The organism is Bacillus sp. PS108 (assembly GCF_037963335.1).
In the GTDB taxonomy this organism is placed as follows: domain Bacteria; phylum Bacillota; class Bacilli; order Bacillales; family Bacillaceae; genus Bacillus; species Bacillus subtilis.
The window spans coordinates 1,328,078-1,341,223 of the sequence record NZ_CP150155.1 but is presented as its reverse complement, the minus strand read 5'-3'; the positions used below and the strand labels follow the sequence as shown (position 1 = coordinate 1,341,223).

Here is a 13,146-nt window from a genome sequence, read left to right as displayed (position 1 = left end):
TGCAAGAAAGAGAAAAAATACCGCTCCTTCGCATAAAGAAGCAGTATTTCTTCAATCACCGCCATCAGTTTTTATCTGCCCATTTTAAGTCGATATAGCCGACAGGGTGACGGACAATTCCCTTTACTTGTTCATTTTGCAGGTGAACCTGATTATAAAAATAAACCGGGATAATCGGCGCTTCATTGATGAGCAGCTCTTCAGCTTGATGCATAAGAGAGAACCGTGTTTTTTCATCGGCTTCATTTTTCGCCTGTTTGATCAGCTGATCGTATTCTTTATTGGCCCAGCCTGTGCGGTTCATCGAATTTCCCGTTTGAAAGGCTTCCAGAAAACTGATAGGGTCCGCGTAATCAGGCAAAAATGAGCTTTGAGAGAATTGGAATTTCAGCGCTTTTTGATCCTCTAAAAATACGTTCCATTCCATATTGGCCAGCTTTACATCGACTCCAAGGCTATTTTTCAATTTTTGCTGAATAGCTTCGGCAATCTTTTTATGCTCCGGCTTTGTACTGTAAGTAAGCGTGATCGCAGGAAGCTTATTATAGTTTTCTTCCTTCATGCCCTTTTCGAGCAGCTGCTTCGCTTTGCTTTCGTTAGGCTTGATCAAGTCTCCGCCTGCTTCACGGAAATCTTTGCCGTCAGGCTGCGTAAACCCAGGCGATACAAAGGCGCGCGCCGGTTTTTCATTATTTTTCGTGACATACTTTACAATTTCCTCTTGATCCACAGCCATCGCAAAGGCTTTTCTGATGTTTTCATTTTGGAATGGCTCCATGTTGACATTAAATCGATAGAAATAGAGACCCGCCTGGTCAACAATATTGACGTTATCCTGATCCATCAGCTGGTCGCTTAACTCTGCAGGGACATAAGCGGTATCAAGTTCCCCTGATTGAAACATCTGATAATCTGTATTTCTGTCACTGACCATCGCCCATTTCACCTTATCAAGCTTCACGGTATCTTTATCCCAATACGTGTCGCTTTTCTCCATAGTGATGCTGTCATCATGCTTCCATTCCGTCAGCTTAAACGGGCCGTTTCCGACAAATGTATCCGCCTCAGCAAACCACTTTGGATTGTCTTTATCGACCTTTTCATTTACCGGAAAATACGCAGGATTGGACACAACGCTCAGAAAATATTTTTGCGGTGCTTCCAGTGTAACTTCAAGGGTTCGATCATCCTTTGCCGTCACCTTCACATCGTCTTTTTTCCCTTTCCCGCTGTTATATGCTTCGCCGCCTTCAATAAAATAACCTAGGAATGCCGATGAAGCGCCTTTTTTCGGATCAAGCATTCGCTTCCACGCGTATTCGAAGTCTCCGGCTGTTACAGGATCTCCGTTTGTCCATTTCGCATTTTCCCGAATCGTAAATGTGTAAGTTTTTTTATCTTTCGAAACAGACCATTTCTCCGCCATTGCCGGCTCGGGCTCATGATCTTTGCCAAGACGCGTCAGCCCCTCCATGATGTTATTTAACGGCTGCCATGACACATTATTAAAGCCGATCGGCGGATCGAATGAAGTCGGTTCATTTTCATTATTTACATACAGCACCTTTTCTCCGCTGGTTTTTGCCTTATCATGACTGCCTTCTTTTCCGGCCTGTTCATTTGCTGTGCACCCCATCAGCGCAAACGAAAGTCCTAATGCAAGACCCATGCCCCATAGCTTTTTCACTCGTTTCATCCTCTTCCCCCTTTTCATGTTCAATCCTTCGCATCTCCTGACAGCACCGCATGCTCTGCTCGTTGATCCTGCAGCCAGCAGTTGACGGTGTGCGAGTCAGATCTGATCGTCTGGCCCGGGTACACCCTGTCACACACAACCATCCTGTTCGGACAGCGGGCGGCAAATGGGCAGCCCGGCGGAGGCGAAAATAAATCCGGCGGCGTTCCGTCGATCGGGATCAGCTCCGCGCCATCTAAATCCAGCCGCGGGACAGAAGCCAGCAGTCCTTTTGTATAAGGGTGCTGCGGCTGATAAAAAATATCTTTTCTCGTGCCGATTTCCGCCATTTTCCCGGCATACATGACTGCGACTCTGTCAGCTACCTGGGCAACGACCCCTAAATCATGTGTAATCAGAATGACAGACACATTCGTTTTTCTCTGAATCTCTTTAAACAGCTCTAAAATCTGTGCCTGAATGGTTACATCCAGGGCGGTGGTCGGTTCATCCGCAATTAAGATGTCAGGCTCGCAAATCAGCGCCATCGCAATGACAATCCGCTGTCTCATGCCGCCGCTGAATTGGTGGGGATATTGCTTTAGGCGCTCTTCGGGATCTGGAATACCAACCAATGACAGCATGGAAAGCACCTCTTTCCGTGCCGCTTTTTTGCTCATTTTTTTGTGGCGCAATAGCGCTTCCCCCAGCTGGTCGCCGACAGTCAGCGTAGGGTTTAACGCCGTCATCGGGTCTTGAAAAATCATAGAAATGTCGGCTCCCCTTATACCTCTCATTTCTTTGTCAGAGAGACGGCAAAGGTCTTTGTTTTTAAATAGAATGCTGCCGTCTGTCACCTTCGCCGAATAAGGCGGAAGCAGGCCCATGATGCTTTGGGAGGTAACGCTTTTGCCGCAGCCGGATTCGCCGACGATCGCAAAGGTTTCTCCTTTATACAAATCAAAGCTCACCCCTCTGACCGCCTGAACCGTCCCGCCGTAAGTCGTAAAAGACACGTGCAGATTTTGGACTGACAGAACTTTTTCCATACAGCTACCTCCTCAGCTTAGGGTCAAGCGCATCCTGCAATCCGTCCCCCAGCACATTAAACGCGTACATCGTCAGAGATATGAAAAAGGCCGGAAAAAATAGGCGCCACCAATGCCCAGATAAAATCGTGGGCAGGCCGTCATTCGCCATCACGCCCCAGCTTGCAAACGGAGCCTGTATGCCGAGGCCGAGAAAGCTTAAAAATGATTCTGCGAATATGGCGGCAGGTACGGTTAATGTCATTTGTACGATGATCGCTCCCATAGTATTCGGCAGCAAATTCTTCCGGATGATGCGAAAGGTTTTCGCGCCAAAGGTTTTCGAGGCGAGTACATATTCATAATTTTTAATCTGAAGCACCTGGCCTCTTACAATTCTCGCCATGCCGACCCACCCGGTCACAGTAAGCGCCACAATAATCGTGCCCAGTCCCGGCCCCATGAGCACCATCAGCAAAATGACAACAAGCAGGTACGGCAGTCCGTACAGCACTTCGATAATCCGCATCATAATGCTGTCAATCCTGCCGCCTTTATAGCCGGCAACGCCTCCGTAAATGACACCGATCAAAAAATCAATCAGTGCTGCCATCACGCCGACAAACAACGAGATTCTCGCGCCATACCATGTCCGGGTAAACACATCCCGGCCGAGTTCATCGGTGCCGAACCAATGATCGGCTGAGGGCGGAAGATTTTGTTCTGTCAGCGATTGGCGTACGACACTATGGGGCGATAAAAAGGGCCCGATAACTGCCATGACAAAAAGAAATAAAAGAATAAAGAGTCCGGCCATCGCTAATTTATTTTTTTTCAGCCTCCTCCAGGCATCCTGCGTGTATGACAAACTCGGCCGCTTGACCGAATCGGCTTCCCGATTTTTTTCCTGATTCGAGACAAACCACTCATCAGGCACCTGATTGTGCTGTTCTGGCTGGCGTTCATCCGTTTGTACAGGGAGATTCACACGCTTCACCCTTTCTTATGCAGTTTAATGCGCGGGTCTAAGAGACCGTAGGCCAAATCGACCAAAAACAGCATGATAATCAGAATGACGCTGTAAAAAACGGTCGTTCCCATAATCACGGGATAGTCCCGCTGATTAATGCTTTCAACAAAATATTTTCCCATTCCCGGAATGGCAAAGATTTTTTCAATGACAAAGCTTCCTGTTAAGATGCTGGCGACGAGTGTGCCCAGGACGGTAATGACGGGCATGAGTGCATTTCTGAGTGCGTGTTTTACGATAATTTTGAATGGAGAAAGCCCTTTTGCTTTTGCTGTGCGGATATAATCCTGTGTCAGAACTTCGACCATGCTCGACCGTGTCAGCCTGGCAATGATCGCCATTGGCCCTACAGCAAGCGCTGCGGTCGGAAGCACCATATGAATCGGGCTCGTCCATGTCGCAGCAGGAAATAGTTTGAGATTGACAGCAAATTGCTGAATGAGCAATGTTGCCAGAATAAAATTCGGGATGGAGATGCCGAGTACTGCAAGACTCATCGCGGCGTAGTCCAAAAAGCCATTGCGGCGGAGTGCAGCGATTACGCCCAGCACCAGCCCAGAAATCACAGCAATGACAATCGCTGTCATCCCAAGCTCAAAGGAAACGGGAAATCCGCGTTCCAGCATATCATTTACGCTGTCCGACGGTTTTTTAATTGAAGGTCCGAAATCGAATGTAATGATGGATTTTAAGTAGAAAATGTATTGGAAAATGAGAGGATCGTCTAAGTGATAGTAGGCTTCGAGATTTTTTTGAACGGCTTCATTTGTGCCTCTCTCCTCGTTAAAAGGAGATCCGGGAATGACCTTCATGAGAACAAAAGTCAGGGTGGTAATCACCAAAATTGTAGCTGCCATTGCCCAAAAACGCTTTATCATGTATCGCGCCAAAGCCTAAAACACCCCTTTAGCAGAATGATGTCCGCATCGCAAGCTCAGTCATGACAAGCATCGCCTGATAGGCTTCAAGCATGTCCTTCGCCTGAAATTGAACGGTTGTAGTTCCCGTCTTGATTTCCGTTCCCGGCATCAGATTCGCCCATTCTGCTTGGCCATAATTGGCGAATTCAATGCTCAGAACTGGCCTGTCAGGCGGGGTGAGCGGCTTGACTTTGTCCTTGTTTTGCAGGGCAAACGCAGTTTTTTCTGTCAACAGCCGTCCGGCTTTCGCAGGGGACAAGCACTTCACTGCGGATCTTGAAATGGTTTGTTTGACTGCGGCTGTCGTCACGTTCGGGATAAGCTCTTCCGCTTCCTTCGCCGCCCGGTCATCCCCGGCTACCAGTAATACCGGGACATCATAATAACCGGCAACGTATGCATTTAATCCAAGCTCACCGACAGGCCGATCGTTTATGTAAAAATGACGGACGCCGAAAATCATGCTGTGTGACATGACACCGGGAGTCGAGGCTCTCGCATGATAACCGAGAAACAAAGCGCCTGTAAACGTATCATCCAGTCCCTCCACCATTGAAAATGGTTTGACGTCACCAGAAATCAAGTCTGCTTCAGGGTGAAGCTTTTCAACCATCAGATTATTCATCTTCGAATGACTGTCATTGACCAGCACCTCGGTACACCCGCTGTTAAACGCTTCAGCAATACAGTAGTTTGCTTCTTCAGTCATGATAAGCCGTCCGCGTTCATAATTCCGCTTGCCGGAATCCACAAAGGTATCGTCCGGAAGACCCGAAATACCTTCCATATCTACTGACATGTACAATTTCATAACGCTCCTCCTTTTTTACTAAATTATGAATATTCTAACAGATTATATTAAAAAAAGAGGAAAAATGCAATATAACTGGGGAAAATCTCAACCACTCAGTGATAAAAAAAGAATCCTCTTTCAAGGATTCATGTCTGTTTACCAACCTGTTCTGTAAGCAGTTCATATTTTTTCAGGGTTCTTTCAAACACCTCATCAAAAACGTCTGGCACAGAGGCGCGTATCACCTCAGCTCCCTCTCCCGTTATTCCGCCTTTGGTTGCGACACGTTCCAGCGTCTCCTCGAAAGACATATTTTTTTCGATCAGCATCTTGCCAGTTCCGTATAGCGAATGAATCAGAAAATCAAAGGCTTCTTCTTTGGACAGGCTGCTGTTTCTGACGGCAGACAGTGCCAGTTCTTCATAGATTGCCGCTATGAATCCCGGTGCCGAGCTCGTTAAATTGCTGGCCGCATCTAAATTCGATTCTTTGATTTCTCGTACACGGCTGAAAACCGATAACAATTCATTCAGACGTTCTTTTTTCTCTGCAGCCAGTGCTTCACTGTGAACGACAAGTGAGATGCCAGCTTCTGCTTCGGACGTAATGGCAGGAATAACACGTGAGATACCGGCTTCTGTTTCTGCCTCCAAAAGACGCAGCGGCACACCGGCAGCTATGGATACGATGTGAGTATTTCTGTTCACATACGGGTGCAGACGGCGCATTGTTTCGATGACATAGAGCGGCGGGACGCATATCAAAATCAATTGGCACGTATTTGCCCAATTCTCCAACGGATCAGCCGATACGTTTGGATAATCTGACATGAGTGCCCGCAGCCGCTCCCCCTTCGTTCTCGTCTCAATAAATAGCTCATTCTCTTTTATTTGTTCATGTTTCAACAGCTGTCTGGCGATCATATCCGCCATGCTGCCATATCCAATCAATCCAATCTGTTCCATCGACTCAGTCCTTTCATATACAATATGAAGTGTACCGTTTTCCGCACTTTTTCACAATTTCCCATAATCTTTTCATTTTTATCCCACAGTTTTTGTTTATGATAAACTCAAGTCATAAACCTATCAATATAAATAGACATGTGAAAATAGAGAAACGGAGTGAACATGATGGATAACTATCGTGATGAAAACAGAACGAAAGGTAATGAGAATGAGGTCTTTTTAACGAAAGAGAACGATCAGAGCACCTCCTACTCGGCCCGCAATGTCATTCATGATCAGGAGAAGAAAAAACGAGGCTTCGGATGGTTCAGACCGTTGCTTGGCGGAGTGATCGGCGGCAGTCTTGCCCTTGGCATTTACACGTTTACACCGCTTGGCGACCATGATTCTCAGGACACTGCAAAACAATCATCCAGCCAGCAGCAAACGCAATCTGTTACAGCAACAAGCACCTCCTCTGAATCTAAAAAAAGCTCATCAAGCTCAAGCAGCTCATCTGCATTCAAGAGCGAGGACTCTTCTAAAATCTCAGATATGGTAGAAGACCTTTCACCAGCGATTGTCGGTATTACAAATCTTCAGGCACAATCAAACAGCTCTTTGTTCGGCTCTAGTTCTTCTGATTCCAGCGAAGATACAGAAAGCGGTTCAGGGTCAGGTGTCATTTTCAAAAAAGAGAATGGCAAGGCTTATATCATTACAAATAACCACGTCGTAGAAGGGGCATCATCACTGAAGGTATCTTTATATGACGGCACTGAGGTTACTGCAAAGCTGGTAGGCAGTGACTCGTTAACTGATTTAGCCGTCCTCCAAATCAGTGATGACCACGTCACAAAAGTGGCAAACTTCGGTGATTCATCTGATCTTAGAACAGGCGAGACCGTTATTGCGATTGGGGATCCGCTTGGAAAAGACCTGTCCCGCACAGTAACACAAGGAATTGTAAGCGGCGTGGACAGAACGGTTTCAATGTCTACATCAGCCGGCGAAACGAGCATTAACGTCATTCAGACAGACGCAGCAATTAATCCAGGTAACAGCGGCGGTCCTTTGTTAAATACAGACGGCAAAATTGTCGGCATTAACAGTATGAAAATCAGTGAGGATGATGTTGAGGGTATCGGATTTGCCATTCCAAGCAATGACGTAAAACCGATTGCTGAAGAACTGCTGTCTAAAGGCCAAATTGAACGTCCATATATCGGTGTCAGCATGCTTGATCTGGAACAAGTGCCGCAAAATTACCAAGAAGGCACACTCGGCCTGTTCGGCAGCCAGCTGAATAAAGGTGTTTACATCCGTGAGGTCGCTTCAGGCTCTCCTGCTGAAAAGGCCGGATTAAAAGCGGAGGATATTATCATCGGCCTAAAAGGTAAAGAAATTGATACAGGCAGTGAATTGCGCAATATCTTATATAAAGACGCAAAGATCGGTGATACCGTTGAAGTGAAAATTCTCCGAAACGGCAAAGAAATGACGAAAAAAATTAAACTGGATCAAAAAGAAGAGAAAACTTCGTAAGACATAATGCCTCAGGCCGTAAAAGCGGTCTGAGGCTTTTTATTAGATAAAAGACCTAATTGCTCTATGAAACTTTCTGACGAGATATCCGTATATCATACAGATTGACATCATTCACATCAGATGCTAGAAACATCGTTTGCTAGGAGGCATGAACATGAAAACCGTGGGACTGAGTATGATCTGCGCAGGATTGGCTTTTCTTTTACTGAGCTTTCTTCTCTCTGAATCGACGTTGACGTGGGGAATTGTATTGGGTACCAGTATTCTATTAAACATAACTGGTACGGCTCTAATCATGCGTTTCTTAAAAGCCCCCCAATCTAACAGCTGACATGCAACAAAGCCGATGACGAAATCTTTAAGTTTTGCTGTTTTTATTTCGGCATGACTGAACCGCAGTACAAGCTCACAATCTCTTCTTTACCCAATTTCCATATATCTATCAGCATCTTTTGCTTTAGATCGTGCTCAGAGCATAAAAACCCCCTGTCCATTACGGACAGGGGGTTTGAGGTTATGACATATGCTGGTCTCTATAGAGTCTTTTATTTTCAATTCCATACGATTTTTGGACGATGTAAAGCGGCCTGTCTTTGGCTTCATCGTAGATTCTGCCGATATATTCGCCGATCACGCCCAAAATCAGAAGGACAATGCCGCTGAACAGGAGCTGGATCACAATAAGTGATGACCAGCCGGTAATCGTGCTGTCTGTGAATAGCTTCAGATACAGCACGATAAACATATACAGAAATCCAGCACCTGACATTAAAATCCCCGCATAGCTTGCCAGCTTCAGCGGTTTATGTGAAAATGTCGTGATGCCGTCCATTGACAGCTTCAGCATTTTCTTGAGCGGGTACTTTGTTTCTCCGGCGAGCCTTTCATCACGTACATACTCGACCGCTGTCTGTTTGAAACCCACCCAGCTGACTAGCCCTCTGACAAATGGATTTTTTTCTTTTAATCTCTTCATTTCATCACAGACTTTTCTGTCCATGAGGCGAAAATCCCCCGTATCAATCGGGATATCAATATCTGTCATACCGCTGAGAAGCCGGTAAAACATAGCCGCGGTTTGTTTTTTGAAAAAGGTTTCCCCTTTTCGTTTAGTCCGTACGGCGTACACGACTTCATAGCCTTCCTTCCACTTTTCAATCATTTCTAAAATCAGTTCAGGAGGGTCCTGCAAATCGGCGTCAATGACGACGATTGCATTCCCCTGTGCATAATCCATACCCGCCGTAATGGCGATCTGGTGTCCAAAATTCCTTGAAAAATCAATAATTTTCACTCTCGGATCGATCAGGCTGTGCTCTCTTAAAATCTCAATACTGCGGTCTTTGCTGCCATCGTTGACAAAAAGCAGCTCGTAGTTTTCCTTCGTTTGATCCATGACCTCTTTTAAGCGCTGATAGGTTTCATGAATGACAAGCTCTTCGTTATACACAGGTACAACAATTGAATATTGAATATGTCTGCTCATGTTTTTGCCTCCTATTCATCAGCATGTAGTTCGTATAATGTTGCTGACTGATTCATTCCGCCAGGTCCGCCCATTTTGCCGTTTTCACCTGAAGCCTTGCTGCTTGATGTATCAGCTGAATCAGTATTTTCTGTTTTTTGATCAGAACTTGATTGCCATTTTTCTGATGCTACTTCTTTTCCATTTTTCTCAACCCATTCAACAATGTCATTGTTTCCGCCTCTTCCCATTCCAGAAGCCAAGAAGTATTTCACTTTTCCTTCTTTTACAAGTTTTTTGAATTGAGTCAGTGTGATCGCCGGGTCAGAACCGCTGTATCCGCCAATAGCCATGACAGCTTTTTTCGTTTTAATGATATATGGTGCCGCTGTGTTCGAATCGGTTGTGGCGAATAGGTATTCAGCTCCGGAGTTATTCTTCTCTAGATATTTGATCAGTTTTTCATTTACAGTCGCATCAGACATTCCCATGCCTTTTCCGCTCATTGATGCGAGCTGAGGGCCTGTTTCAGGCAGTGAGCTGTTGCCTCCGTACAGAAGTGGCGTACTTGCCCAATAAATCGGCATCACCAGCAATGCGAGGAGAGCTGCAAGTGAAACATAATAACTGAACGGTTTTTGGCGCTGTTTAAACAGCAGCAAAGCAATCGCTGACAACGCGCCGATAACACCTACACCGATGCTCCAGCCTGCACCGATTTGATCGTTGTAGTTTCTGAGAATAAACAATTCAAATCCAGTTGTCGCAATAATTGCTCCCGGCAAAAGCCATGCTTTCCAGCCTGTCTGATTGCGGTACAGATGAACAAGAGCAACCCACCCCGCACCGACAAGAGCCGCAATCGGCGGTGCCAGCATGATGAGATAATAATGATGGAAAAATTCTGCGACACTGAAGAATCCGGCAATCGGTACAAGCCACGCAACCCAGAACACCGTTTCCTTCTGCTCTATAGATAATCTTCTTCTTTCTCTTGCGCCAGCGATCAGTAAGCCTGCGATTCCAAATATCGCAAATGGCAGAAGCCAGCTGATTTGATCAGATAACTCTTGTTGGAAAAGCCGCAGAGGACCAGGAGTTCCCGTTCCAAACATCCCTGAACCTGATTGCATTTTCGAACCGGTTCCTGTACCGCCTTTCCCTCCGTCTCCGCCAGGTCCGCCTTGGCCGCCATCTCCGCCGCTTGGAGGGCCTCCTTGACCGCCGCTTGGCATTTCTCCTCCGCTTGGCATTTGGCCATTGGATGGAGGTGCCGTCATATTGCCATTTGAAGATTTGTCATCATTTGATGAGCTGCTGTTTGATGACTGATTAGGCGGTGCTTGAGTGTTATCAGAAGAAGACATTTCTTTTGAAGCGTCTTTGTTTGGCGCACCCTGGCCGCCGCCTGAATTTTGGCCTGTCAGCCGCTGGATTCCGTTATAGCCAAAAGCCAATTCCAAAACAGAGTTGGTTTGGCTGCTTCCGATATAAGGCCGCTTGCTTGCAGGGATATTGTCGACAATGAGCGGCCACGATAACGAAACGGCTGCTAATACGGCTAACGCACTGACCAGCGAAATGATTTTTTTCTTCATCGCGGCATTTGCCGCAATAAAATAGAACAATAGGAAGGCCGGTAAAATCATGTAAGCCTGCAGCATTTTTGTATTAAAACCTACTCCAACAACGAAAAATGCTGCTAACAGCCAGATCAGCTTTCCTTTTCTGATCGCTTTAAAGAGAAGCCATGTAGCAAGCAATAAGAAAAATACCAGTAATGCATCAACATTGTTTGTACGTGCTACAGCTACAGCAATCGGTGTACATGCCATTATGAAAGAGGCAATTCTTGCTGCTGTCTTACCGAATGTCGGTTTTATTAACAGATACATTAAAAGGACAGAACCTACACCAGCAAGTGCCTGAGGCAGGATGACGCTCCAGCCGTGCATACCGAATATAAGTGCGCTGATGGTTTGTATCTGGAACGTAATAGGCGGTTTATCAACCGTTATAAACCCCGCCGCGTCGAATGAGGCATAGAAAAAATTATGAAAGCTTTGCATCATACTTGTGACTGCAGCGGTGTAATAAGGATTCACCGTATCATCATTCCAGATGTTATAGATATTTAAGAATGCAGATGCGAGCAAAATGAGGATGAGGAAAATATCCAGCTCGCGTTTTTTCTTTTCCACGTGTTTTTCACTCCTTTTTGTCTAACTTGGGAATAGTGTAACAAGCAAATATGAATAAACTATTAATAAACAAAGACAATATTTTTGCCGAGGCCATTCCATACCAATCACCCATATTTGCAAAGGGTTTTAAGCCAATTCTCCCAATCAGCATCTGATATTTCCTCCCTAATAAGGCATGCTGTTTAGGTCAAAATTAATTATGGTAATAAAAAAAGCCCTCCGGCGGCGCCGGAAGGCAAATGAATCACAATTTATTGGATCGGTTTCAATTTCGCTTCAATTTCTGCTCTTCGATGCTCTAGATATGGCGGAAGAGCAATCGTTTGGCCAAGCTCGTCAAGATTTTCATCTACCATAAAGCCCGGTCCGTCCGTTGATAACTCGAACAAAATGCCGTTCGGTTCTCTGAAATACAGCGCCTTGAAATAGTAGCGCTCCACAATGCCGGAATTGCTAAAGCCTTCGCGGCTGATGATCCGGTGCCACCCGGCAAGTTCTTCTTCATCTCTTACCCGAAATGCGACGTGGTGAACACTCCCTTTGCCTTGACGCTCGCGCGGAAGATCATTTCTTTCTATTAAATGGATTTCCGTTGCAGCACCGCCTTCTCCTGATTCCAGAATAACGGCGGTTCCTTGCCCTTCGACTGGTTCACGGCTGATTTCTGTAAATCCAAGAATATTCGTCAATACGTGTAAGGTTGGTTCAGCATATGGCACAGTCAGTTCAATCGGCCCTAACCCGCGAAACGAAAATTCTTCCGGAATGCCGCTCTGTTTAACAGGCAGGCCATATCCTTTTCCTTCCTCATCAGCAGTCAGCACAAGTCGCTGCCCTTCATGATCTTGAAATGCCAATATGTCACGTCCGGCTCTTTTGGAGATGCCGCTGTGCGTTACTTGCTGCTCTTCAAAACGTTCTTTCCAGTAATGCAGGGCTTCTGTGCCTGGAACGCGCAATCCAATAGAAGAAATACTGTTTGTTCCCGCATGAAACGGTGCAATGCGGGGAATCTCGAAAAACGTCAGCTCAGTTCCCGGGTTTGCCACTTCATCTCCGTAGAACAGATGGTACATTGTCGGTTCATCCTGATTGACGGATTTTTTGACGAGCTTTAATCCTAGTACTTTCTTATAGAAATCCAAGTTTTTTTGTGCGTCGGCCGTTAATGCCGATACGTGGTGAATGCCGTTAACTTTCATATGCTGTCCCTCCAGGTTATTTTATCTCGATTTCGAGATATCATATCATAATTGTATATTTATTGTTCTAATAACAAAGTATTTTATTCGCATGAGAAAGTCAACATATCAGCTTCACCGAAGGTTCGTTCATTTTCTGAATTCTCACCTCCCCTCTGTACCGGCTAAAATCCTAATACAGAAAACACGAACTTTGTAAATAAAAATCATGAATTTTATTCGTTTATAGATCGTTAAAACAGGTGTTTCCACAGTTTTATCTACTGTACCCAAAGCAAATTTCGAAAATCAGAAAATTTATTTTATTTCACTTTTCTAAAATAGGGTTTACAAT

Annotated in this window: 11 protein-coding genes; 1 reads left to right on the top strand and 10 read right to left on the bottom strand. The window is 45.5% G+C overall.

Annotated features, from left to right (window positions below):
- Positions 1-64: 64 nt before the first annotated feature.
- The 6 genes from dppE to proG all read right to left on the bottom strand — a co-directional run bounded on the left by dppE (position 65) and on the right by proG (position 6,411).
- Positions 65-1,714 carry a dipeptide ABC transporter substrate-binding protein DppE gene (gene dppE, locus NSQ16_RS07030; RefSeq protein ID WP_080530050.1) on the bottom strand — a complete coding sequence of 550 codons (1,650 nt, stop codon included), beginning with the start codon at positions 1,712-1,714 and terminating at the stop codon, positions 65-67.
- Positions 1,715-1,716: 2 nt separating this feature from the next.
- On the bottom strand, positions 1,717-2,724 hold the full coding sequence (gene dppD / locus NSQ16_RS07025) for a dipeptide ABC transporter ATP-binding subunit DppD (protein ID WP_029727040.1): 1,008 nt from the start codon (positions 2,722-2,724) through the stop codon (positions 1,717-1,719).
- A 4-nt stretch (positions 2,725-2,728) separates the two neighbouring features.
- Positions 2,729-3,691 (bottom strand): dipeptide ABC transporter permease DppC, encoded by a 963-nt coding sequence (gene dppC / locus NSQ16_RS07020; RefSeq protein WP_014476568.1) that lies wholly within the window; start codon positions 3,689-3,691, stop codon positions 2,729-2,731.
- Positions 3,692-3,696: 5 nt separating this feature from the next.
- Complete coding sequence (dppB, locus tag NSQ16_RS07015; protein ID WP_003245446.1) at positions 3,697-4,623, bottom strand: dipeptide ABC transporter permease DppB; 927 nt, start codon at positions 4,621-4,623, stop codon at positions 3,697-3,699.
- Positions 4,624-4,639: 16 nt separating this feature from the next.
- Positions 4,640-5,464, bottom strand: a complete 825-nt coding sequence (dppA, locus tag NSQ16_RS07010) for a D-aminopeptidase DppA (protein ID WP_033884945.1) — start codon at positions 5,462-5,464, stop codon at positions 4,640-4,642.
- 128 nt (positions 5,465-5,592) lie between these two features.
- A complete protein-coding gene (gene proG, locus NSQ16_RS07005) occupies positions 5,593-6,411 on the bottom strand; it encodes a pyrroline-5-carboxylate reductase ProG (protein ID WP_327836606.1) in 819 nt (272 codons plus the stop codon).
- A 168-nt stretch (positions 6,412-6,579) separates the two neighbouring features.
- On the opposite strand from proG, the gene htrA reads away from it, so the two are divergent.
- Positions 6,580-7,938, top strand: coding sequence for a serine protease HtrA (htrA, locus tag NSQ16_RS07000; protein ID WP_015252257.1), 1,359 nt, complete (start codon positions 6,580-6,582; stop codon positions 7,936-7,938).
- A gap of 517 nt (positions 7,939-8,455) precedes the next feature.
- Here htrA and NSQ16_RS06995 read toward each other — a convergent pair.
- The 4 genes from NSQ16_RS06995 to NSQ16_RS06980 form a co-directional block, all read right to left on the bottom strand.
- Positions 8,456-9,427, bottom strand: a complete 972-nt coding sequence (locus NSQ16_RS06995) for a glycosyltransferase family 2 protein (protein ID WP_042974298.1) — start codon at positions 9,425-9,427, stop codon at positions 8,456-8,458.
- A gap of 11 nt (positions 9,428-9,438) precedes the next feature.
- Positions 9,439-11,607, bottom strand: a complete 2,169-nt coding sequence (locus NSQ16_RS06990) for a glycosyltransferase family 39 protein (protein ID WP_339232637.1) — start codon at positions 11,605-11,607, stop codon at positions 9,439-9,441.
- A 7-nt stretch (positions 11,608-11,614) separates the two neighbouring features.
- Positions 11,615-11,761, bottom strand: a complete 147-nt coding sequence (locus NSQ16_RS06985; protein ID WP_339232636.1) for a hypothetical protein — start codon at positions 11,759-11,761, stop codon at positions 11,615-11,617.
- Between the two features lie 100 nt (positions 11,762-11,861).
- Positions 11,862-12,812: a ring-cleaving dioxygenase gene (locus tag NSQ16_RS06980; protein WP_128992698.1), complete on the bottom strand. Its 951-nt coding sequence runs from the start codon at positions 12,810-12,812 to the stop codon at positions 11,862-11,864.
- Between the last annotated feature and the right edge of the window lie 334 nt (positions 12,813-13,146).